The organism is Novosphingobium sp. BL-A-41-Hi4A-0G, from assembly GCF_055521735.1.
In genome coordinates this window covers 362,374-383,490 of sequence record NZ_CM145501.1, presented here as the reverse complement: position 1 = coordinate 383,490, position 21,117 = coordinate 362,374, and the positions used below count along the sequence as shown (strand labels likewise).

Here is a 21,117-nt window from a genome sequence, read left to right as displayed (position 1 = left end):
TTTTGGGGTTGGGGTTGTGGATGTCTGGGGTGGGTGGTAGCAAGAATCGCCACCATAACCGCGCCATTACCGTCACCCCAGGCTTGACCCGGGGTCCCGCTTTCTTTCTCCTTGCGCCATGGATAGGGAAAGGCTCGGCGGTTGGGTCTACATCATGGCCGATCGCTACCGAGGCGCGATGTACGTAGGCGTGACTTCGCACCTTGCCGCGCGCATCCACCAACATCGCGAGGACCGGGGATCGGACTTCTGTGCCCGCTATGGTTTGAAGCGGCTGGTCTGGGCAGAACGCGGTGATCGGATCGAGGACTGCATAGCGCACGAGAAGCGCGTGAAGCGCTGGCGCAGAGCGTTCAAGTTCGACCTGATCGAGCGCGGCAATCCTGACTGGCTGGATCTTTACGACGCGATCCTTGGATAGCTTGCGCGAAGAGAAAGCGGGACCCCGGGTCAAGCCCGGGGTGACGGCGGGGCTGTCTGGGAAATGGTGCCAGCGTCCACAATGGCGTCCTGTCCTTGCGGGCAGCTTTCGAAACGACTCTATCGATAACCGCCAATGATCCTCCCCGTTTTTGCGGAGCACAAATGGGGAGGTGGCATTCGCGGGAGCGAATGACGGAGGGGGCGGGATTCCTGCCCCTCCGTCAGCCCTGCGGGCTGCCACCTCCCCTTTTGCACTGCGTGAAAAAGGGGAGGATTTGAAATGGTGGTTTGAGGGCAGCTCACCGGATCAAAACCGGGCTGTGCGGGTTGGGTGAGCGACCGCTGTGGAGTTGCCTCGACCTTGCTACGTTGTTTGCCCGTCCTTCTTGCCCTTGGCCTGCTGGCCTCGCCTGCCCGCGCCGAGTGGATGAGCGGGGAGCAGTTGCAGGATACCTGTTCGACCAGCGTTCCAGTCGACCGGGCGATGTGTCTTTCCTACGTGATCGGCGTGCTCGACGGATTTCGGGCGCTGGAGCGGGCGCCAAAGGTGCCCGAGACCGTGAGCGCGGGGGAAGTGCGCAGCGTGGTGGCGAAGTACCTGGCCGATCATCCCGAGGCGCGGAGCCTTGAGGGGCGGATGGTGGTGAAGGCTGCGGTGGCGGATGCATGGCCGGATATCCAGCCCAAGGTGGATGCTCCGCCGAAGCGCAAGGCTCCGGTCAAGGTGCGCAAGCGGCGGGGGCGTTAGTTTTTCCCCTCCGTCAGCCGCTGGCGCGGCTGCCACCTCCCCATTTGCACTTCGTGAAAATGGGGAGGAGTTGAAGGGAGGGCGGGCCCATTTGCACTTCGTGAAAATGGAGAGGATTCAAAAGGGGCGATGGCCTACGCCGGTTCGAGCAAGAGACTGGCGGCGGCGGTGTTGCTGATGGGGATGTGGTAGTTGCGGCTGACTTCCGCCAGCGGGACATCGCCCATCGCACCGCGCGCGGCGATCCAGTTGAGGATTTCGACGCCTTGGGTGCCGGCGAGTTCGGCGACCTGTTCGGCGGTATGGCCGGTGAGCGCATCGGGGTTGGCGGCGAGGTTGTCGAGGCAGAACAGGTCGTAGTCCGGGTTCATGAAACCGGCGCGGGGGCCATCGAGCTGATGCGAGAGGCCGCCGGTGCCGCAGATCAGGATACGCTCGTTACCGGCCCACGATTGCAGCGCGCGATGGACGGCGCGGCCCAGCGCAAGGCAGCGCTTGGGGCTTGGCAGCGGGTATTGCACGGTGTTGATCGAGATCGGGATCAGCTTGAGCGGCCAGCTTTCGACGCCCGGATAAGCCAGTTCGAACGGGATCGATACGGCGTGATCGACCAGCATCTTCTGGCAGGTGGTGATGTCGAACTCGTCGCGCACGAGGCTGTCGATCACATGCCAGGACAGCGCAGGGTGGCCGGTGAAGCTCTTGTAGACCGGCAGGCCCCAGCCCTCGTCTGCGTTGTCGTAGGACGGGGCGGCACCGACCGCGAAAGTCGGCATCTTGTCGAGAAAGAAGTTGAGGCCGTGGTCGTTGGAGAAGACGACGGCGACATCGGGCCTTGCCTCGGCCAGCCATTCACGGATCGGGGGGAACCCTTCGAAGAACGGCTTCCAGTAGGGCGTGTCCTGATCGCCGCGCATGATCGCGCCGCCGATGCCGGGGACGTGGCTGGTGAAATAGCCTCCGATGACCTGTGCCATCATGCGTTCTCCTTGGTGGGGATCTTTTCGGCCCAGGTGACGAGCATGGCCTTGAACGCGTCGACCGACATGCCGGTCTGCAGGGCGCCGAGGTCCTGCACGCCAAGGTCGAAAATGCCGGCGAGCTTGGCGAGGTAATAGACGTTGCCGCCGGCATCGAGCATCGCCAGCACGTCGCGGTCCGCCACGGCCTTGCGCTGCTCGGGCGTGAGGTGGAAGCGGGCGCAATAGGCGTCCTCGTCGGCAAGAAACGCGTCGCGGTTGGCCTTCTCGTTGAACGAGAAGCACATCGCGTTGAGTTCAAAGCCGCGCGTGGCCAATGCGCCGTCGAACAGCGGTATCGCGCGGCGCAGCGACTGCTCCTGCGCGACAGCAGTGGCTGGTTGAGGCCCCATGGTGCGAATCTCCCGGCGGGCTGGATTGCCCTCTCGGGGAATTTCATATGCAACACATACGATATTGACCTTGATCGAGGTCAAAGACGGTGAATGCGGCCTAAGTAACGTAACGGAGTATGCAACGTGTTGGTTAATCGGTAAAAATTCGGCATGCCTTTCTCGACCGACGCTAAACCACTCTCCAACGCGGAACGCCAGCGCCGCTATCGCCAGCGCCTGAAGGCCCGCGCGTCGGGCGCGGCCGTGGTGACGCAGGCCCAGCTGGCGGTGGAGCGGGCGGTGCAGGCACTGTGGGCCTACCATGAGCGGCCCTCGCCCACAGGGCTGTCCTGGGGCGAGATCGACGGGTGCCGCACGCTTGATGCCTATCGTTCCGAGCTGGAGCGCTCACCGGGCAATCTGCTGCAGACCTGCCGGGCCTTTCTTCCCGACTTTTCGGGGCTCACCCCGGAAGAAGCGCATGCCGTGGCGGAAGTGATCGCCCTGGCGGATGTCCTGCGCCTTGCCACCCCGACGAAGTTTGCGCTTCCCGAGGCCGCCTGACGTTTCGGGGATTGGTTAACGTCCACCCGGAAGCCCTGAAACAGCTTTATTTTCTTGGACTTGCTCTCTCTCCAACCCTAGTATTATCCAAAGCGGACCAACTATGCCGAGCGGCTGGCCGCAGGGGATGCAGGGGAGAGCCTCGTGAGACTGGACGAAGCGCGGCAGGCGAAGCTTGTTCGTCTGCTGGTCGATCCGCAGCGTTCCCCAGCACAATCGCTCGCGTGGATCGCCGTGCTGCTGATCGTGCCGACCGTGATGCGCGCGGTGCTCGACACCGGATCGCTGGGACGGCCGTTCGTGACCTACTGGCCCGCCCTGCTGATCGCCTCGCTGGCGCTGGAGCTGCGCTATGCGCTGGCCTACACGGTCATCGCGGCCTTGCTGGCGCAGCGGCTGTTCGGGGGCGAGCTGTGGTTCTCGCAAGTGAACGTGGTGCGCGTGCTGTTCTTCGGCCTGTTCGTGTTCTCGGGCGCGTTCACGGTGTTCATCGGCAGCATGCTGCGGCAGACGATGCGGCGGCTCGGCGAGGTCAGCGACCAGCGCGAGAGCTACAACCGCGAATTGCGTCACCGGGTGCGCAACATGCTGACGCTGATCCAGGCGTTGGCTTCGCGCGGGCCTAAGGCAGCCTCTCCGCTGGATTTCTACAAGGAATTCAGCCTGCGCATCGAGGGTCTCGCAGCGGCGAGCGACCTGCTGCAGATCGGGGCAGAGGCGGAAGGGCGCTTGCCGCAGCTCGCGCGCCAGACGGTCGCGCCGTTCGACCGGGACGGGCGCATCCGACTGAGCGGCGAGCCTTGCCTGCTGCCGACCGACAGCTGCATCCCGCTGATCATGGCGCTGCACGAGTTGTGCACCAACGCGGTCAAGCATGGCGCGCTGGCGGGTGAGCGGGGGCATGTGGAGCTGAGCTGGTTCATCGGACCGGGCAGCTCGACGCTCTACCTGCTATGGACGGAGCGCGGGGGACCGAAAGTGAGCCCGCCGACGCGCGCGGGGATCGGCACGAAGCTGCTGATGCCGCAGCCGGGACTCGACGCAGTGGAACTGACGTTCGATCCGGCGGGCGTGTGGTGCGAGTTCCGGATCGAGGGTGCGAAGAGACTGGAGCGTTAGAAGCCGGCTTCGATCGCGACGCGGATGGCGTCGGCACTGGTCTTGACGTCGAGACCCTTGAGCACGGCGGAGCGGTGCATCTTCACAGTGCGTTCGCTGAGGCCCAGTTCGTAGGCGATCTGCTTGTTGAGCTTGCCTGCGGCCATGAGCACGAGGATTTCCTTCTGGCGGCGGCTGAGGCGCTCGACCCGCTCGGCAGCACCGTTGCGGCGCGCATCGTTGGCTGCGCCCTGTTCTTCGGCCAGTTCGACCTGGGAGCCGAGGAAATACTCGACCTCGCCATCGGCATCGAAGATCGGCGCGACCATGACCGCGTTGCGGAAACGGGTGCCGTCCTTCTTGTAGTTGATGATCTCGACCATGACCGGCTGCTTGCGGTGAATGCCTTCGCGCAGGACCCGTGCCTTGTCGTCCTCGGTGGTAGGGCCGCGCAGGAAGCGGCAGTTGCGACCGATGATCTCCTCGCGGCTGTATCCGGTGAGTTCGACGAACGCGTCATTGCAGGCAATGATCGGGTTGTCCGGCAAACGCGGATTGCTGATGACGGCTGCCGTCGGGCTGGAGGCGATCATTTCGGCTATGGACATGGGTGCACATATACGCGCTTTCGCGCCGCTTTCCAGTCCGTGCCCTTTGGTCCGTGTTGTTCCCGAGGGGGTCGCGGCGCATCCGGTCAGCATCCCGCAACATTGCGAGCCGGAGCGCGTAAGCAGATGAACGTCCTTTCCCCTTCCCTCGCCGCATCGTCCGGCATGGCTGACGTGATCGGCGAGGATGGCAAGATCATCGTCCCGGCCGATGTCGAGGATGCGATCCGCACGCTGATCCGCTGGTCGGGCGACGAGCCCGAGCGCGAAGGTCTGCTCGACACGCCCAAGCGTGTGGCGCGCGCCTGGCGCGAATACTGCCGCGGCTATGCCGAAGACCCCGGCCTGCACCTTTCGCGCACGTTCGAGGAAGTGGGCGGTTATGACGAGGTCGTGCTGCTCAAGGACATTCCGTTCCAGAGCCACTGCGAACACCACATGGCGCCGATCATCGGCACCGCGTCGATCGCCTACCTGCCCAAGGACCGGGTGGTCGGCATCTCCAAGCTCGCCCGTGTGCTGCATGGCTATGCAAGCCGCCTGCAGGTGCAGGAGCGTCTGACCGCAGAAGTCGCCAAGTGCATCTGGGACAACCTCCAGCCCCATGGCGTGGCCGTGGTGATCGAGGCTCAGCACGGCTGCATGACCGGACGCGGGGTGCGGACGCATGGCGTGGGCATGGTGACCAGCCGGATGCTCGGTTGCTTCCTCGACGATGCCAGCAGCCGCAAGGAAGTCCTGGCGTTGATGGGTCGTGGTTGATCCTCTCAAACCCATGAAAATGAAAGTTGCCATTGTCGGGGCCGGCATGTCCGGACTCTCGTGTGCTGCCCAGCTTGTCCGTGCGGGCCACACTGTATCGCTGTTCGACAAGGGACGCGGCCCGGGCGGGCGCATGTCTACCCGGCGGATGCAGACGCCGCTTGGTGAAGCGCATTTCGATCACGGCGCGCAGTACTTCACCGTGCGTGATCCCGCGTTCATGGCGCAAGTCGCGCGCTGGTCGGCCAGCGGCGTTGCCGCACCCTGGCCCGCTGCCGGAACCGGCGCGTGGGTTGGCGTTCCGACGATGAACGCGGTGGTCAAGGAAATGGCCGACCAGCATGACGTGACGTTCGGCTGGCACGTGCGCGGGCTGGTCCGCCGCGAGGGGCAATGGCACCTCAGCGGAGAACTGGCCGGCGGTGACCGGGCGCAGGCGGGGCCGTTCGACGCAGTGGTCGTATCGCTTCCGCCCGAGCAGGCCGCGGCAATTGTCGCGCTGCATGACCTGTCGCTGGCCTCCACGGCCCTTGCCGCCCGCTCGCAGCCTTGCTGGACCGGAATGTTCGCGTTTGGCGAGCGTGTGCCCTCCAAGCTGGACACAGTGCGCGAGGCGGGGCTGATCAGCTGGGCTGCGCGCAACACCGCCAAGCCCGGCCGCAAGGGACTGGAGACCTGGGTGGTGCAGGCGAGCCCGCACTGGTCGACCAGCCACATCGAGGATTCGGTGGAGGACGTGGCGCGCGCTCTGCTGGCTGCCTTGGAGGACGCGCTGGAGATCAGCTTGCCGGAACCCGTCACCGCGTCTGCCCACCGCTGGCGCTATGCCATGTCTACCGGCAGCAATCTTGGCGCGCTGTGGAGCGTGCAGTCGAAGATCGGCATCTGCGGCGACTGGCTGCTCGGGCCGCGCGTCGAGAATGCGTGGATTTCGGGCCGGACGCTGGCAACGCGGATGATGGCGCGCGAGCGTGAGGAAGTGGCCTGATTGCTATCGACACAGGTTCAATCGTCCGCTTAAGAGAGCGGCCATGAGCACTGAAGAAGTATCGCCAATCCGGGGCAATTTCGAACAGATCAGCGAAGGGCCTTGGGCCGGCTGGTGGAAATGGTCGGGCAAAGACCCGTTCGAGGATGGCACTGGCCCATTCTTCGTGAGGAAGGACGAGCGCGGGATCGTCACCGGGTTCATTCCCGAGGCGAAGAACCTCAATGGCCACGGCATCGTCCACGGCGGGTCGCTGATGACCTTTGCAGATTTCTCGCTGTTCATGGTCGCAGCCTCGAATGGCGATGAAGTGAGCGGCGTGACGGTGACGATGAACTGCGAATTCGTCAGCGGCGCGCAGGCCGGGGACCTGCTTACGGCGCGCGGGGAATGCGTGCGGGCAGGCGGAAGTCTGGTGTTCGCGCGCGGCACGGTGCTGCGTGTTGGGGCAGACGGCAGGGAAGAGGCCGTGCTGAGCTTTTCGGGGACGATCAAGCGGGCGAAGCGGACTTCGCATTGACGTCCAATACCCGCTGCCCGTGAGGCTATCGCGCTATTCCGGTATAACCCAATTCACTGGAACGGCGTAGTAGCGTTCGCCTTCAAACTGCGGAACATCTCTCTGAAAGTCAAAGCTAACGCGCTGCATCGCTATGCGACAAGTGGCGTTCCCAAGGTAAGTCGAGTTGTCCGATCTCAATGGCCTACAAGACTTTGGTGTGCCTGCCCGGTCAAATCCGACCAAGACTTTCACGAGGCCACTGATTTCATGGAGTAACGCCTCTCGCGGGTAGTCCAACTGGTCGAAGCTGGTTACCAGCACGCCCTGCTCGGGCCACAGCACCTCATCAGCCAGCGGTGGGTCGACGGCGTATCGCACGGGCATATCAATGTCCCTGATCCACGGTTCCGCCATAAGGTCGAACTGCCGATCCCTAGCATCAACTGCCACCCAGAGCTTGGCGACCAATGCGCCAGCATCATTTGGAGCAAATTCGGCGTGCGAAGCGATTGCCTGTTTGCACAAGGTGTCGACGTCTTCGTCTTTCAGAAACCATTCATAAGCCACACACTTTTCGCCAGAGCGAAATAGCTCCACAGGAGCGCCCTTGCGAGCGGCAGTTAGGTGAACAGGCCGGCGAAGTACGTCGTTCCATCGTCCTTTGAGAGCAAACGTGATCCTGCCGCCGCGCATGAAAGGGCCATGCCACGTTGGCATTTGCCAAATGCCATAATGAATTAGTTCCCCACAGAGCCGCGAACCGTCAGCCTGGGGCAGTCCATTATGTGCCGGTACGTAGGTGCAATGCTCAGGCTTGCCTGACGGGCCGATCGTCAAGCTGAAACGCGTATCATCGCCCCAGAGTTCAGGCGCGATGCGACTTATGGTTTCAGCAGGAAGATGATGCTCGAACACGCCAAGCCCGGTGAGATCCGGAAGAACTTGTGCATGAGCACAGCAAACTGCCATGCTTGAAAATACCAGCACGGCAATTTGCTTTGCCCAAATGGTTTCAATTCCTCGGAGAAATGGTCGGACAAAGTTGGTCAAAGGCATAAGCTACAATTGCCACCCCATCATTTGACCGCAAGATATTTTGCGCGTTCCGCTCGAATTTGCATGTGGCTTCATCGGGTGGGGCCGGAACCGCCCGTCAAGCCGCTTCCGCCGCAACTTCTCGCATCTGCTGGCGCAGCCATGTGAGGCCGGCGTCGTCGGCGCGGGATTCGTGGAATTGCATCATTTCGTGCATCCGGGGGAAGTCGAACGGCATCGGTGCCCAGGCAAGGTTGAAGCGGCGGGCGATCTGGCGGACGAGGCGTTCATGGAGGACGGCGAGGCGGGCTGTGCCTTCGATGAACCAGGGGGCCGAAGCGAAGCTCGACACGGTGACTTCGACCAGTCGTTCGCGCCCGCGGCGGGACAGCGTGGAATCGGCAAAGGCCGGGGTGCGGTTCGCACCGAAGGCGATGGTCACGTGGCCTGCAGCATAGAAGTCCTCCTCGGTCAGCCCGCGTTCGAACACAGGATTCTGCGACCAGCCGACGACGACCTGCTCCTCGACAAACAGCACTTCGTGCGGGTGCCATGAGGCAAGGAAAGGCTCGGGCGTGATCAGGAGGTCGGCCCTGCCCTGTTCGAGCTCTGCCGCGCTGTGCTCGTTGGGCTGGAGGATCTCGACGCGCACGCCGGGCGCGGTGCGGGCGAAACGCTCGATCAGCGGGACCAGCACGGCGACCATGATGTAGTCCGAGCCGATGATGCGGAAGCGCCGGTTGGAACTTGCCGGGTCGAAGCGCGTGGGCGTGGTGATCGCGCGTTCGACGCCACGCAGGGCGAGCTGGATCTGCGGGTGCAGGCCTTCGGCAAAGGGCGTGGGGTGCATGCGCTTGCCCACGGCGACGACGATCTCATCGCCGAAATAATCGCGCAGGCGGCGCAGGGCGGCGCTGGTGGCGGGCTGGGTCAGACCAATGCGTTCGGCGGCGCGGGTGACGCTGCGGGTTTCCATCAGCGCATCGAACACGACGAGCAGGTTGAGATCGAGACCTTTGAAACGCATCAGCGGAAACCCTTCGATCAATCACGCGATGATTGGTTATGCGTCCTGACCACAATCGCAGATGATTGTGAAGGCCTGTGCGAAGCAGTGCGTCGCACTTGGCGCGGTTGCGGTTGAAATGATTTAATCGGTCGCTTAACAAGAGTACCGACAAGCCTCTTCTGGGAGATTCGAATGGCGGGGATGCTCGAGGGCAAGGTCGTCGCAGTGACCGGCGCGGGGCGCGGGATCGGGCGCGAGGTTGCCCTGCTCTGCGCGCGTGAAGGGGCGGCGGTCGTGGTCAACGATCCGGGCGTGGCACAGGGCGGCGATGGCGGCGATGCGGGTCCGGCGCAATCGACGGTGGATGATATTGTCGCTGCGGGCGGCAGGGCCTGGGCGAACCTTGCCAGCGTGGCCGATCCGGCAGGTGCCGCGACGATCATCGAGGATGCGGTGCAGCGGTTCGGGCGGATCGACGCGGTGGTCAACAACGCAGGGATTCTGCGCGACACGATCTGGCACAAGATGTCCTATGAGGACTGGACGAGCGTTATCGACGTGAACCTGACGGGTGCGTTCAACGTGTCAAAGGCGGCGACGCCCTATTTTCGTGAGCAGCAATCGGGCAGCTTTATCCACTTTACCTCGACCTCGGGCCTGATCGGTAACGTGGGGCAGGCGAACTATTCGGCGGCCAAGCTGGGGCTGGTCGCGCTGTCGCACTCGATCGCGCTCGACATGGCGCGCTGGGGGGTGCGGTCGAACTGCATCGCGCCGTTCGCGTGGAGCCGGATGACCGCCTCGATCCCCGCCGAAACGCCCGAGCAGAAGCAGCGGGTGGAGCGGATGAAGGCGATGAGCGCGGACAAGATCGCGCCGCTGGTGGCGTTTCTTGCGTCAGATGCGGCGAGCGAGGTGAACAACCAGGTGTTCTCGGTGCGCAAGAACGAGATCGTGCTGTTCTCCAAGCCGCGCCCGGCGCGCTCGATGGTCAAGCTCGAGGGCTGGACGCCGGCGAGCATTGGCGAGGAGCTGATCCCGGCATTCAAATCCAGCTTTGCGCGGGCCGATGAAGTGACGGCCCACGTGTTCCCCTATGATCCGGTTTGAGGATTTTTCGAGATGACTAACCCCGGCATGGACCCTGATATCTTCGAGCAGTTCATCGAGCAGCTGCGGCGATATGTGCGCGAGCGGCTGATCCCGGCGGAGGACGAGGTCATTGCGAACGACCGCATTCCTGACGAGATCCTCGACGAGATGCGCGAGATGGGATTGTTCGGCATCACCATCCCCGAGGAATTCGGCGGGGCTGGCATGAACATCAGCCAGTATATCGAGACGGTGAAGCAGATGGCCTATGCCTCGCCCGCCTACCGCTCGACCGTGTCGATCAACATTGGCATGACCGGCAGTGCGATCAAGAATTTCGGGACGGCGGAGCAGAAGGCCGAATGGCTGCCGCGCATCGCCAGCGGGGAGATCGCCTGCTTCGGCCTGACCGAGCCGGGATCGGGATCGGACAGCGCGGCGATGCAGACGACGGCGGTGCGTGATGGCAACGGCTACCGGCTCAACGGGACCAAGCGCTACATCACCAACAGCCCCTGGGCGAAGATCGGGCTGATCATGGCGCGCACGTCCAAGGAGGCGCTGCCGAAGAACGCGCATGTCTCGGCGTTCATCGTCGACATGTCGACGCCGGGGATCACCATTGGCAAGCCCGACAAGAAGATGGGCCAGTCGGGCGCACACATTGCCGACGTGATCATGGAGGACGTGCACATTCCCGGCTCGGCGCTGGTCGGCGGGGAGGAAGGGCGCGGGTTCCAGATTGCGATGCAGAGCCTTGATAACGGGCGGCTTTCGGTGGCGGGGATGGGCGTTGGCATGGGCCGGCGCGCGCTCGACACCGCGATCCGCTATGCCACTGAGCGCAAGGCGTTTGGCGAGCCGATTGCCAATTTCCAGCTGATTCAGGCGATGCTGGCCGACAGCGAGGCCGAGCTTTATGCCGCCGAATGCATGGTCAGCGATGCCTGCGCGCGGGCCGACCGGGGCGAGAACATCCAGAGAAAGGCGGCAGCGGCCAAGCTGTTCGCCTCCGAGGCCTGCGGGCGCGTGGTAGACCGCTGCGTGCAGGTGTTCGGCGGGGCGGGATACCTTGCCGAATATCCGGCGGAGCGGTTCTTCCGCGATGCGCGCATCCTGCGGATTTACGAAGGCACGAGCCAGATCATGCAGTTGCAGATCGCCAAGAGCCTGTTGCGCGAGTTTGCGCGTGAAGGGGCGGTTTGGTAGGTCATGTACCAGCTGCTTTCCGGCCTATCGATCGTCGAGGTTTCCTCGTTCGTCGCCTCGCCCACGGTGGGTCTTTACTGCGCGCAGCTGGGGGCGGAGGTTATCCGGATCGATGATCGACGTGGGGGGCTGGACTACAAGCGCTACATGATGACCCGCGAGGGGCGGTCGCTTTCGTGGGAGAACCTGAATCGCGCGAAGAAGAGCGTGGCGCTGGATCTTCAGACGGGCGAAGGGCGCGAGCTGGCGGTGGCGCTGGCGGGCAAGGTTGGGCAGGTCGTCACCAATCTGCCGGTGGAGAGCTTCATGGCGCATGAGCGGATTGCGGCCGGAAGGCCCGATCTGGTCTCGGTGCGGATCATGGGCTGGCATGACGGGCGGCAGGCGATGGACTTCACCGTCAACGCCGCGTCGGGCTATCCGCTGATGACCGGGCCAGAGGAGTGGGACGCGGGATCTGCGCCGCCGGTGAACCAGATCCTGCCGGCTTGGGACTTCATCACTGGTGCCTATTGCGCCTTCGCCCTGCTCGCAGGCCTGCGCCATCGCGATGCGACTGGCGAGGGCAGCGAGTTGCGGGTGCCGCTGGGCGACGTGGCGATTGGAACGGCGTTCAACGCAGGTGCCGCGCCCGAAATGCTCTATCGCGGCGGGGACCGCGAGCGGATCGGCAATGCGATCTGGGGCGCATTCGGGCGCGATTTCCAGAGCCGTGACGGCCACCGCTTCATGATCGCCGCGCTGACGCCCAAACAGTGGACGGCTACGGTCGCGGCGTTCGGGCTGACCGAAGACGTTGCCGGAGTCGAGGCGGAACTGGGCGTGAGCTTTGCTGCCAGCGACCATCACCGCTTCGTGCATCGGCACCGGCTGTTCTCGATGTTTCAGGAGGCGGCGGAGCGGTTCGACTATGCCGAAATGGCGGCGCGGCTGACCAGGGCCGGGGCAACGTTCGAGCGTTATCGCACGATGTATGAGATGGCCCGCGACCCCGAGCTTGTAGGCAACAATCCGCTGTTTGGCCCCTCGCCCGCCAACCCCAGCGGGTTTGCATACCCGGCGACGCGCAGCTTCGCCAATATCCCCGACCGCGAGGCAGGCGATCCGCTGCCTGCGCCCTACCTTGGACAGCATAGCGAGGAGGTGCTGGCCGAGCGGCTGGGCATGGCTTCGGGCGAGATTGCCGCGCTGATCGACCGGGGCGTGGTTGCCACTTCGGACAAGGAATGAGCATGACCCTTCGTAGAGCCGCCATTGTCGCCCCGATCCGCACTGCCGTCGGCAAGTTTGGCGGAAGCCTTGCGTCGCTGACTGCGGGGCAGCTGGGCGCGACGATCCTGACCGCGCTGATGGAGCGGACGAAGATCAATCCGGCGCGGGTGGACGATGTGATCTTTGCGCAAGGCTATGGCAATGGCGAAGCGCCGTGCATTTCGCACTGGTCGTGGCTGCTGGCGGGCCTGCCTGAGCAAGTGCCCGGATATCAGCTGGACCGGCGCTGCGGATCGGGGCTGCAGGCGATCGTCAATGCGGCGATGATGGTGCAGACCGGCGTTTCCGACGTGGTCGTGGCGGGCGGGGTGGAATCGATGTCGAACGTCGAGCACTATACCACCGACGTGCGCAAGGGTGTACGGGCTGGGTCGCTGACGCTGCATGACCGGCTGACGCGCGGACGGGTGATGAGCCAGCCGATCGAGCGCTATGGCGTGATCAGCGGCATGATCGAGACAGCGGAGAACCTCGCCAAGGACTACGGCATCAGCCGTGAGGCGTGCGACGCCTATGCCGTGCGCAGCCACCAGCGCGCTGCGGCGGCGTGGGCCAAGGGGCTGTTCGATGATGAACTTGTGCCGGTGAGCATTCCGCAGAAGAAGGGCGAGCCGGTGACCTTCGCGCATGACGAGGGCTATCGCGCCGATGCGACGATGGAGTCGCTCGGCAAGCTGAAGCCGCTGGAAAAGGGCGTGGTGACGGCGGGCAATGCCAGCCAGCAGAACGATGCGGCGGCGGCGTGCCTGGTGGTGGCAGAGGACAAGCTGGAAGAGCTTGGGCTGGAGCCGATTGCGTGGTTCCATTCGTGGGCGGCGGCGGGCTGCGATCCTTCGCGCATGGGCTATGGCCCGGTGCCTGCGACCGAGCGGCTGTTTGCGCGCAACGGGCTTTCATGGGGCGATATCGACCTGATCGAACTGAACGAGGCGTTTGCGCCGCAGGTGCTGGCCTGCCTCAAGGGCTGGGGCTGGTCTGACGATGACAGCCGCCATGACATGCTCAACGTCAATGGATCGGGCATTTCGCTGGGCCATCCCATCGGCGCGACCGGCGGGCGCATTCTGGCCAACCTGACGCGGGAGTTGCAGCGGCGTGGGGGTCGCTATGGACTGGAGACGATGTGCATCGGCGGCGGTCAGGGCATCGCTGCGGTGTTCGAGGCGGCGCGATGATCCTTTCTCCTTATGATGCCGAGGACCATGGCGAAATTCGCGAAGGCGTGCGCAAGCTCTGCGCGCAGTTTCCGGGCGAGTACTGGCGCAAGCTGGATGAGAAGCGGGAATATCCGACCGAGTTCGTCAACGCGCTGACTGAAGCAGGCTGGCTTTCGGTGCTGATCCCCGAGGAATATGGCGGGTCGGGGCTGGGTCTTGGCGCGGCGGCGGCGATCCTCGAGACGATCCAGTCCGAGGGCGGCAATGGCGGGGCGTGCCACGCGCAGATGTACATTATGGGCACGATCCTGCGCCATGGTTCGGAAGAGCAGAAGCGCACCTATCTGCCGAAGATTGCAAGCGGCGAATGGCGGCTTCAGGCCTTCGGGGTGACCGAGCCGACCAGCGGAACGGACACCACCAGCTTGCGCACGTTCGCCCGGCGTGAGGGCGACGAATACGTGGTCAATGGCCAGAAGATCTGGACCAGCCGGGCGGAACATTCCGACCTGATGCTGCTGCTGGCGAGGACGACGCCGCGCGAGGAGGTGGCCAAGAAGACCGACGGGCTTTCGGTGTTCATCGTCGACATGCGCGAGGTGGTGGGCAGGTCTCTGACCATCCGCCCGATCCGCACGATGATGAACCATGCGACGACGGAAGTGTTCTTCGACCAGATGCGCATTCCGGCGGCAAACCTGCTGGGCGAAGAGGGCAAGGGGTTTCGCTATATCCTCTCAGGCATGAACGCCGAGCGCGTGCTGATCGCGGCGGAATGCGTGGGCGATGCCAAGTGGTTTACGCGGCGCTCGGTGGAATACGCCAAGGAGCGGCAGGTGTTCGGGCGGGCGATCGGGGCCAATCAGGGCGTCGCCTTCCCCATCGCCAAGGCTTACGCGAACATGCGCGCGGCCGAGCTGATGGTGCGCGAGGCGGCGCGGATGTACGAGGCGGGGCTGCCGATGGGCGCGGAGGCCAACATGGCCAAGATGCTCGCCGCCGATGCCTCATGGGAAGCGGGCAATGCCTGCGTGCAGACGCACGGCGGCTTCGGCTTTGCCGAGGAGTACGACGTGGAACGCAAGCTGCGCGAGACGCGGCTCTATCAGGTGGCGCCGATCAGCACGAACCTGATCCTGTCGTTTCTGGCGGAGCATGTGCTGGGGCTGCCGCGGAGTTATTGAGGTTTGCGGCGTTTTTGAGGTTCGGGGGTTGCGCTCTATGGCGACGTAATGGGCCCCGGCCTTCGCCGGGGTGACGTATGGTCTTGCGCAGTCCAGCGTCGTCCCGGCGAAGGCCGGGACCCATTACGCTGACGGGCAGAGTTCCTCCGCAGCAGGGGTGCTTTCCTGCCTTTGCTGCCGCGGGGTGGTTTGCCGGTCTGGGACGGCGTCACGCTTAGAGCGCGTGGGCCCCGGCCTTCGCCGGGGTGACGGTTCAAATAGCGATCTTTGGAGTCGAGCCCAGGCCGCACTACCTTTGCGGCGTAGCCGTCGTTTCGACCAGTCCGCCGCCCAGGGCGCGGTAGAGTTCGACCATGTTGCTGGCCTTGGTCAGGCGGGCCGAGATGAGCGACTGCTGGGCGTTGTAGAGTGTGCGCTGGGCGTCGAGAGGTTCGAGGAAGTTGGCGACGCCCGCTTCGTAGCGCAGCTTGCTGAGGCGCAAGGCGGTGGCGGCGTTGGCTTCGAGGCTGGTCTGCGCGCGCAGGCTTTCATCGATCGTGCCGCGCCGGGCGAGCGCGTCTGCCACTTCGCGGAAGGCGGTCTGGATGGTGCGCTCGTAGGTGGCGAGCGCCGCATCGCGCGAGGCCTTGGCGGCGGCGAGGTTGTTGGCGGTAGCGCCGCCGTCGAAGATGCGTTGGCTGATGGCGGTATTCGCGGTCTTCTGGAAATCGCCGCTTTCGAAGATGCGGGTCAGGCCGGGCGAGGCGAAGCCGAACAGGCCGGTTATCGACAGACGGGGGAAGAACGCAGCGCGGGCCGCGCCGATGTTGGCATTGGCGGCGCGCAAGCTGTGCTCTGCCGACAGCACGTCGGGACGGCGCAGCAGCACCTCCGACGACAGGCCGACCGGCAGGGCGCCGAGCACCTGATCGCCGGTGCCGAGCGTGGTGGGCAGGAGATCATCGGACAGCGGGCCGCCGGTGATCAGTTCGAGCGCGTTGCGGGCCTGTGCAAGATTGGTCTGCAGATCGGCCACGGCGGTCTCGGCCGCGTTCAACTGCGAGGTTGCGGTGGCGACATCGAGTCTGGTGCCGATGCCGTTGGCTTCGCGCCGCTGGTTGAGGCTGAGCGTGTCCTTGCGGGTGGCGACGGTTTCCTGCGCGATGCGCAGGGCGTCAGCCGTGGCGGCATAGGAGAGCCAAGCGCTGGCGGTTTCGGCGACGAGCGCGATCTGGGTGGACTTGCGGCCCTCGTCGGTTGCGGCCCAGGTCTGGAACGCGGCGGCGCTGAGATTGCGCAAGCGGCCCCACAGGTCGATCTCGTAGGAGCTTGACCCTGCCTGGACGAGGAAGTTGTCGGTCACGCGGCCTTGCGTGCCTTGCACAGCCGAGAGCGTGGCCGAGCCGTTGACGATGGGAAACAGGGCGGCGCGGTTGACGCGGTAGAGCGCCCTCGCCCGCTCGACGTTGGCGAGCGTGGCGCGCAAGTTGCGGTTGTCGGCCAGCGCCTTGGCGATGACCTGCTGCAGGCGCGGATCGGTGAAGAAATCGCGCCAGCCGAGAGCATCGACCTGCGTTTCTGTAGAGGATAGCGCCGGGTACGCCGCGCCTTGCGGCAGGGTGGGGGCAACCGGGGCTTCGGGTCTCACGTACTTCGGCGCAAGGTTGCAGCCGCCAAGGGCGAGCGCGGGGAGCGTGGCGATTATGGCGCGGCGGTTCATGCCGGTTCTCCCTGCAGCTGAGGGCTGGCGGCGGGCTGCTTGCGGGCGAGCCAGCCTTTCACCAGGACGAAGAACACCGGCACGAGGAAGATCGCGAGCACCGTGGCCGAGAGCATGCCGCCCAGCACGCCGGTGCCGATGGCGCGGCGGCCGTTGGCACCTGCACCGGACGCCAGCGCCAGCGGCACGACGCCCGCGATGAAGGCGACGCTGGTCATGATGATCGGTCGCAGGCGCAGGCGCGCGCCTTCGAGCGCTGCAGCTACGGGAGTCGCGCCCTTGGCCATGGCGAATTCGGCGAACTCGACGATGAGGATCGCGTTCTTGGCGGACAGGCCGATGGTGGTGAGCAGGGCGACCTGGAGATAGATGTCGTTGTCATAGCCGCGCAAGGTGACGGCGAGGACCGCGCCGATGATGCCCAGCGGGATCACCAGCAGCACCGCGACCGGCACCGACCAGCTTTCATAGAGCGCGGCAAGGCACAGGAAGATGAAGAAGATCGAGGCTGCGTAGAGCAGCGTGGACTGGCTGGATGCGGCGCGTTCCTGATAGGACAGGCCGCTCCATGCAGGGGTGAAGTTGCCTTCGAGCTGGCCTGCGTTGTCCTCCATGATCTTCATCGCATCGCCCGAGCTGACGCCGGGCGCGCCGCTGCCGCTCAACTGCTGGGCGGCGATGCCGTTGAAGCGGTCGAGCCGGACCGGGCCTTGCGTCCAGCGCGAGGAGGCGAAGGCGGAGAACGGGGCCATCTCGCCATTGGCGCTGCGCACGAACCACTGGCCGAGGTCGGAAGGCTTGGCGCGATAGGGCGCATCGCCCTGGACATAGACGCGCTTGACGCGGCCGCGGTCGACGAAGTCGTTCACGTAGAGTCCGCCCCAGGCGATGGAGAGTGTAGAGTTGGCGCTGGCGGGCGCGATCTGGAAGGCGGTCAGGGCGTCGTCGTCGATGTCGACCTTGAGCTGCGGGGTGTCCTCGAGGCCGCTGAGACGGACTTGCGCCAGACGTTCGTCCTCGCCTGCCATCCTGGTCAGTTGGCGGCGGGCGGCGGTGAGCGCTTCGCGGCCGGCACCGGCACTGTCCTGAATCCACATCTCGAACCCCGCGGATTGGCCGAGGCCGCGGATCGGCGGCGGGTTGAGTATGAAGATCTGCGCTTCACGCGATTTGCGGAAATAGGCGTTGAGGCGCTCTGCGATCGCGGCGGCGGAGCGATCTGCACCCTGACGTTCGGACCAGTCCTTGAGCAGGATGAAGCCCTGCCCTGCGTTCTGCGCCGAGCCGGACTGGCCGCGCCCCATGACCACGAAGACCGCCTTGATGTTGTCGGCCTCGGTCTTGCGGATGTAGTCCGAAATGGACATCGCCACGGCGCGGGTCTGCTCGGAAGTGGAGCCGACCGGAAGCTGGTAGTTGATCGAGATGTTGCCCTGATCCTCGTCGGGCAGGAAGCTGGTGGGCAGGCGCAGGTAGAGCAGCACCATGGCAACCGTGATTGCGCCGAAGGCCACCATCCACGGGAAGGGCCGCGCGACGGTGCGGGACAGGCGGGTCTTGTAGCGCTCCTCCAGCCCGGAATAGGCCCGGTTGAAGCGCGAGAAGAACCGGCCCTTGGGCTTCTCCCGCTCGACCGGCACCAGCAAGGTGGCGCACAGGGCGGGCGTGAAGACCAGAGCGACGAGGACAGACAGGGTCATCGCCGAGACGATGGTGACCGAGAACTGGCGATAGATCGCCCCGGTCGAGCCGCCGAAGAAGGCCATCGGCACGAACACGGCGGTCAGCACGAGGGTGATGCCGATCAGCGCCGAGGTGATCTCGTCCATCGACTTGACGGTGGCTTCGAGGGGACCGAGGTGCTCCTCGTGCATCACGCGCTCGACGTTCTCGACGACGACGATGGCATCATCGACCAGCAGGCCGATGGCAAGGACGACGCCGAACATGGTCAGCGTGTTGATCGTGTAGCCGAACAGCGAGAGCACGCCGAACGTGCCGAGCAGCACGACCGGCACGGCAATCGCCGGGATCAGCGTGGCGCGCCAGTTCTGCAGGAAAACGAACATCACGATCACGACAAGCGCGATCGCCTCGAACAGCGACCAGACCACTTCCTCGATCGAGAGCTTGACGAAGATGCTGCTGTCACGGGGGTAGGCGGTATGGTAACCCGGCGGCAGGTCCTTTGCCAGTTCGGCGACCTTTTCCTTGACCAGATCGGCGGTGCGCGTGGCGTTCGCGCCCGAGGCGAGGCTGATCGACATGCCGGTGGCGGGCATCCCGTTGAAGCGGCTGAGCGCGCCGTAGTTTTCCTCGCCCATCTCGACACGGGCGACGTCCTTGAGCTTCACCACCGAACCATCGACGTTGGTCTTGACCACGATGTTCTCGAACTGCTCGGGCGTTTCGAGGCGCGAGCGGGCGGTGACCGTGGCGTTGAGGCGCTGGCCTTCGGGGGCGGGGTTGCCGCCGATCTCGCCCGCGGCGACCTGGGTGTTCTGCGCCTGCAGGGCCGCGGTCACGTCGGACGGCATGAGCTGCACGGCGGCGAGCTTGAGCGGATCGAGCCACACGCGCATGGCGAAGGAACCGCCGAAGATCTGCGCGCTGCCGACGCCCTCGACACGCGAGATCGGGTCCTGGAAATGGGTGGTGAGGTAGTCCGAGATGTCGGAATTGGTGGCTTTGCCACTCTCGTCATAGATCGAGACGACCATCAGCTGGTCGGACTGCGCCTTGTTGACGTTGACGCCCTGCTGCTGGACCACGGCGGGCAGGCGGCTGACTGCGCGCGAGATCGCGTTTTGGACCTGGACCTGCGCGGTATCGGGGTCCGTGCCCTTGTCAAACGTGACGGTGATGCTCGACGAGCCGTTCGACGAGGTCGAGCTGAAATAGAGCATTCCGTCGAGCCCCTTGAGCTGCTGCTCGAGGATCTGGGTGACGGAATTCTCGACCGTGGCGGCATCGGCGCCGCCATAATTGGCATTGATCGAGACGGTGGGCGGGGCAATGTCGGGGTACTGCTCGACCCCCATCGTGCTTACGGCAAACAGACCTGCGGCCATGATCACGATGGCCAGCACCCATGCGAAGATCGGGCGGTGCGCGAAGAAGCGGGAAATCATGCGGGATCAGTTCCCGCCGCTCTTGGCGGTTGCACCCGGGCCTGCTTCGGGTTTCGGCTTGCTGCCCGCCGGGACGACCTTGGCCTTCTGGCCCTCGCGCGCGTTGATGAGGCCTTCGACGACGACGCGGTCGCCAGGCTTCAGTCCCGAGGTCACAAGCCAGTTCTGGCCGACCGGGCTGTCCGCCACGATCTCGCGCTTTTCGAGTTCGTCCCTGGCATTGGCGACAAGCACGCTGGCGCGACCGCGCGGATCGCGGCTGACCGCTGCCTGGGGCACGAGAATGCCGTCTGGCACGGTGCCCTGCGCCACGCGGGCACGCACGAACAGGCCGGGAAGCAATTCGCCCTTGGGATTAGGGACGACGGCGCGAACGGTGATAGTGCCGGTTTCGGGGTCGACGTCGATGTCGGCGGGATTGAGTTTGCCGGCGATGGGGTAGGTGCTGCCATCGGGCAGGATCACGGTTACCGGGGCCGCGCCCGACACAAGCTTGCCGCTTTCGATCGCGCGGCGCAGGGCGACGAAATCCGCGCCCGATTGCTTGATGTTGACGTACATCGGATCGAGCCGCTGGACCTTGGCCATGGGCGTGGCTTGCGCATTGGTGACGAGGGCACCCTTGGTGACCATCGAGATGCCGATGCGCCCGCTGATCGGCGAAGACACGCGGGTGAAACCGAGGTTGACCTGTGCCGAGGCGAGCGCCGCCCGGGCCTGCCCGACGGCAGCACGCGACTGGTTGTAGGCGGCGCGTGCGTCTGCCGCGTCTTGTTTGCTGACGCCGCCCTGCACGGCCAGCGCCTCGAACCGTTCTGCCTTGAGGCGATTGGCCTCGACCGTGGCCTGCGCAGCGGCGAGCGAGGCGGACGCCTGCGCCTGGCTGGCAGCATAGAGGCGGGAATCGATCTGGTAGAGCGGTTGCCCGGCACGCACGAACGAGCCTTCCTGGAACAGGCGCTGCATGACGATGCCTGCAACCTGCGGCCGCACTTCGGCGACCTCCGACGCTTCGGTCCGGCCGGAAAGCTCGGCGGTCAGTTCGACCGGCTCTGTCTTTGCGATCATCACGCCGACGATCGGGGTCGGCTTGGGCTTGGCAGCGTCGGACGAACCGCACGCGCCAAGCGTGAGCAATGCGACTACGACGGGGCCTGCGAGAAACGAATTACGGATGCTGGAGCGCAAGGACAGTCTCACTCGAAAACGCCAATTTGCACATTCCGGCACTGCTTCGAGGCGAATCACGCAGTGCGAAACCCGCCCTTACTTCGCAAGTGCG

Annotated in this window: 20 protein-coding genes; 12 read left to right on the top strand and 8 right to left on the bottom strand. The window is 64.8% G+C overall.

Annotated features, from left to right (window positions below; genetic code table 11):
• The first annotated feature begins 118 nt into the window (after nucleotides 1–118).
• On the top strand, nucleotides 119–421 hold the full coding sequence (locus tag ACZ1JX_RS01970; protein ID WP_465125155.1) for a GIY-YIG nuclease family protein: 303 nt from the start codon (nucleotides 119–121) through the stop codon (nucleotides 419–421).
• Between the two features lie 375 nt (nucleotides 422–796).
• Nucleotides 797–1,171 carry a Rap1a/Tai family immunity protein gene (locus ACZ1JX_RS01965; protein WP_465125154.1) on the top strand — a complete coding sequence of 125 codons (375 nt, stop codon included), beginning with the start codon at nucleotides 797–799 and terminating at the stop codon, nucleotides 1,169–1,171.
• Nucleotides 1,172–1,305: 134 nt separating this feature from the next.
• On the opposite strand, the gene ACZ1JX_RS01960 is transcribed toward ACZ1JX_RS01965, so the two are convergent.
• Together ACZ1JX_RS01960 and ACZ1JX_RS01955 are read right to left on the bottom strand one after the other, a co-directional pair.
• On the bottom strand, nucleotides 1,306–2,151 hold the full coding sequence (locus ACZ1JX_RS01960; RefSeq protein WP_465125153.1) for a class III extradiol dioxygenase family protein: 846 nt from the start codon (nucleotides 2,149–2,151) through the stop codon (nucleotides 1,306–1,308).
• Nucleotides 2,148–2,543, bottom strand: coding sequence for a protocatechuate 4,5-dioxygenase subunit alpha (locus ACZ1JX_RS01955; protein WP_465125152.1), 396 nt, complete (start codon nucleotides 2,541–2,543; stop codon nucleotides 2,148–2,150). The genes ACZ1JX_RS01960 and ACZ1JX_RS01955 overlap by 4 nt, the downstream gene beginning before the upstream one ends.
• A 153-nt stretch (nucleotides 2,544–2,696) precedes the next feature.
• Between ACZ1JX_RS01955 and ACZ1JX_RS01950 the strand changes: the two genes are divergently transcribed.
• Nucleotides 2,697–3,089: a hypothetical protein gene (locus tag ACZ1JX_RS01950; protein ID WP_465125151.1), complete on the top strand. Its 393-nt coding sequence runs from the start codon at nucleotides 2,697–2,699 to the stop codon at nucleotides 3,087–3,089.
• A gap of 144 nt (nucleotides 3,090–3,233) precedes the next feature.
• Entirely contained in the window at nucleotides 3,234–4,208 is a 975-nt protein-coding gene (locus ACZ1JX_RS01945; protein ID WP_465125150.1) for a sensor histidine kinase, read from the top strand.
• Here the strand turns inward: ACZ1JX_RS01945 and ACZ1JX_RS01940 are convergent.
• Nucleotides 4,205–4,795, bottom strand: coding sequence for a PAS domain-containing protein (locus ACZ1JX_RS01940; RefSeq protein WP_465125149.1), 591 nt, complete (start codon nucleotides 4,793–4,795; stop codon nucleotides 4,205–4,207). The genes ACZ1JX_RS01945 and ACZ1JX_RS01940 overlap by 4 nt on opposite strands.
• Before the next feature lie 165 nt (nucleotides 4,796–4,960).
• Between ACZ1JX_RS01940 and folE the strand changes: the two genes are divergently transcribed.
• The 3 genes from folE to ACZ1JX_RS01925 are packed head-to-tail and all read left to right on the top strand — an operon-like array spanning nucleotide 4,961 to nucleotide 7,065.
• Nucleotides 4,961–5,557 (top strand): GTP cyclohydrolase I FolE, encoded by a 597-nt coding sequence (gene folE, locus ACZ1JX_RS01935; protein ID WP_465126335.1) that lies wholly within the window; start codon nucleotides 4,961–4,963, stop codon nucleotides 5,555–5,557.
• Nucleotides 5,558–5,576: 19 nt separating this feature from the next.
• A complete protein-coding gene (locus ACZ1JX_RS01930) occupies nucleotides 5,577–6,545 on the top strand; it encodes an NAD(P)/FAD-dependent oxidoreductase (protein WP_465125148.1) in 969 nt (322 codons plus the stop codon).
• Between the two features lie 43 nt (nucleotides 6,546–6,588).
• Nucleotides 6,589–7,065: a PaaI family thioesterase gene (locus ACZ1JX_RS01925; RefSeq protein ID WP_465125147.1), complete on the top strand. Its 477-nt coding sequence runs from the start codon at nucleotides 6,589–6,591 to the stop codon at nucleotides 7,063–7,065.
• 33 nt (nucleotides 7,066–7,098) lie between these two features.
• Here ACZ1JX_RS01925 and ACZ1JX_RS01920 read toward each other — a convergent pair whose 3' ends face one another.
• On the bottom strand, nucleotides 7,099–8,097 hold the full coding sequence (locus ACZ1JX_RS01920) for an energy transducer TonB (protein WP_465125146.1): 999 nt from the start codon (nucleotides 8,095–8,097) through the stop codon (nucleotides 7,099–7,101).
• A 103-nt stretch (nucleotides 8,098–8,200) separates the two neighbouring features.
• Nucleotides 8,201–9,109 carry a LysR family transcriptional regulator gene (locus ACZ1JX_RS01915; RefSeq protein ID WP_465125145.1) on the bottom strand — a complete coding sequence of 303 codons (909 nt, stop codon included), beginning with the start codon at nucleotides 9,107–9,109 and terminating at the stop codon, nucleotides 8,201–8,203.
• A 174-nt stretch (nucleotides 9,110–9,283) separates the two neighbouring features.
• Here ACZ1JX_RS01915 and ACZ1JX_RS01910 point away from each other — a divergent pair, with 174 nt between their 5' ends.
• Genes ACZ1JX_RS01910 through ACZ1JX_RS01890 form a run of 5 tightly spaced genes read left to right on the top strand, consistent with a single transcriptional unit; the run spans nucleotide 9,284 to nucleotide 15,005 of the window.
• Complete coding sequence (locus ACZ1JX_RS01910) at nucleotides 9,284–10,201, top strand: SDR family NAD(P)-dependent oxidoreductase (RefSeq protein ID WP_465125144.1); 918 nt, start codon at nucleotides 9,284–9,286, stop codon at nucleotides 10,199–10,201.
• A 12-nt stretch (nucleotides 10,202–10,213) separates the two neighbouring features.
• On the top strand, nucleotides 10,214–11,392 hold the full coding sequence (locus ACZ1JX_RS01905) for an acyl-CoA dehydrogenase family protein (RefSeq protein WP_465125143.1): 1,179 nt from the start codon (nucleotides 10,214–10,216) through the stop codon (nucleotides 11,390–11,392).
• A gap of 3 nt (nucleotides 11,393–11,395) precedes the next feature.
• Nucleotides 11,396–12,622 carry a CoA transferase gene (locus ACZ1JX_RS01900; RefSeq protein WP_465125142.1) on the top strand — a complete coding sequence of 409 codons (1,227 nt, stop codon included), beginning with the start codon at nucleotides 11,396–11,398 and terminating at the stop codon, nucleotides 12,620–12,622.
• A gap of 2 nt (nucleotides 12,623–12,624) precedes the next feature.
• Nucleotides 12,625–13,839, top strand: coding sequence for an acetyl-CoA C-acetyltransferase (locus tag ACZ1JX_RS01895; RefSeq protein WP_465125141.1), 1,215 nt, complete (start codon nucleotides 12,625–12,627; stop codon nucleotides 13,837–13,839).
• Nucleotides 13,836–15,005 (top strand): acyl-CoA dehydrogenase family protein, encoded by a 1,170-nt coding sequence (locus ACZ1JX_RS01890; protein WP_465125140.1) that lies wholly within the window; start codon nucleotides 13,836–13,838, stop codon nucleotides 15,003–15,005. Before ACZ1JX_RS01895 ends, ACZ1JX_RS01890 begins: the two co-directional genes overlap by 4 nt.
• Nucleotides 15,006–15,294: 289 nt before the next feature.
• On the opposite strand, the gene ACZ1JX_RS01885 is transcribed toward ACZ1JX_RS01890, so the two are convergent.
• From ACZ1JX_RS01885 to ACZ1JX_RS01875, 3 genes are read right to left on the bottom strand one after another with little or no spacing between them, the layout of a single operon-like run.
• Nucleotides 15,295–16,704: an efflux transporter outer membrane subunit gene (locus ACZ1JX_RS01885; RefSeq protein WP_465125139.1), complete on the bottom strand. Its 1,410-nt coding sequence runs from the start codon at nucleotides 16,702–16,704 to the stop codon at nucleotides 15,295–15,297.
• On the bottom strand, nucleotides 16,701–19,835 hold the full coding sequence (locus ACZ1JX_RS01880; RefSeq protein ID WP_465125138.1) for an efflux RND transporter permease subunit: 3,135 nt from the start codon (nucleotides 19,833–19,835) through the stop codon (nucleotides 16,701–16,703). Before ACZ1JX_RS01880 ends, ACZ1JX_RS01885 begins: the two co-directional genes overlap by 4 nt.
• 6 nt (nucleotides 19,836–19,841) lie before the next feature.
• Nucleotides 19,842–21,035 carry an efflux RND transporter periplasmic adaptor subunit gene (locus tag ACZ1JX_RS01875; RefSeq protein ID WP_465125137.1) on the bottom strand — a complete coding sequence of 398 codons (1,194 nt, stop codon included), beginning with the start codon at nucleotides 21,033–21,035 and terminating at the stop codon, nucleotides 19,842–19,844.
• Nucleotides 21,036–21,117: the final 82 nt, after the last annotated feature.

What these genes read in the sequence shown, in the direction of transcription:
- folE (WP_465126335.1), top strand. Translation starts at nt 4,961, where the DNA reads ATGGCTGACGTGATCGGCGAGGATGGCAAGATCATCGTCCCGGCCGAT.
- ACZ1JX_RS01885 (WP_465125139.1), bottom strand. Translation starts at nt 16,704, where the DNA reads ATGAACCGCCGCGCCATAATCGCCACGCTCCCCGCGCTCGCCCTTGGC.
- ACZ1JX_RS01880 (WP_465125138.1), bottom strand. Translation starts at nt 19,835, where the DNA reads ATGATTTCCCGCTTCTTCGCGCACCGCCCGATCTTCGCATGGGTGCTG.
- ACZ1JX_RS01950 (WP_465125151.1), top strand. Translation starts at nt 2,697, where the DNA reads ATGCCTTTCTCGACCGACGCTAAACCACTCTCCAACGCGGAACGCCAG.
- ACZ1JX_RS01895 (WP_465125141.1), top strand. Translation starts at nt 12,625, where the DNA reads ATGACCCTTCGTAGAGCCGCCATTGTCGCCCCGATCCGCACTGCCGTC.
- ACZ1JX_RS01970 (WP_465125155.1), top strand. Translation starts at nt 119, where the DNA reads ATGGATAGGGAAAGGCTCGGCGGTTGGGTCTACATCATGGCCGATCGC.
- ACZ1JX_RS01915 (WP_465125145.1), bottom strand. Translation starts at nt 9,109, where the DNA reads ATGCGTTTCAAAGGTCTCGATCTCAACCTGCTCGTCGTGTTCGATGCG.
- ACZ1JX_RS01955 (WP_465125152.1), bottom strand. Translation starts at nt 2,543, where the DNA reads ATGGGGCCTCAACCAGCCACTGCTGTCGCGCAGGAGCAGTCGCTGCGC.
- ACZ1JX_RS01925 (WP_465125147.1), top strand. Translation starts at nt 6,589, where the DNA reads ATGAGCACTGAAGAAGTATCGCCAATCCGGGGCAATTTCGAACAGATC.
- ACZ1JX_RS01940 (WP_465125149.1), bottom strand. Translation starts at nt 4,795, where the DNA reads ATGTCCATAGCCGAAATGATCGCCTCCAGCCCGACGGCAGCCGTCATC.
- ACZ1JX_RS01900 (WP_465125142.1), top strand. Translation starts at nt 11,396, where the DNA reads ATGTACCAGCTGCTTTCCGGCCTATCGATCGTCGAGGTTTCCTCGTTC.
- ACZ1JX_RS01890 (WP_465125140.1), top strand. Translation starts at nt 13,836, where the DNA reads ATGATCCTTTCTCCTTATGATGCCGAGGACCATGGCGAAATTCGCGAA.
- ACZ1JX_RS01930 (WP_465125148.1), top strand. Translation starts at nt 5,577, where the DNA reads ATGAAAGTTGCCATTGTCGGGGCCGGCATGTCCGGACTCTCGTGTGCT.
- ACZ1JX_RS01960 (WP_465125153.1), bottom strand. Translation starts at nt 2,151, where the DNA reads ATGATGGCACAGGTCATCGGAGGCTATTTCACCAGCCACGTCCCCGGC.
- ACZ1JX_RS01910 (WP_465125144.1), top strand. Translation starts at nt 9,284, where the DNA reads ATGGCGGGGATGCTCGAGGGCAAGGTCGTCGCAGTGACCGGCGCGGGG.
- ACZ1JX_RS01905 (WP_465125143.1), top strand. Translation starts at nt 10,214, where the DNA reads ATGACTAACCCCGGCATGGACCCTGATATCTTCGAGCAGTTCATCGAG.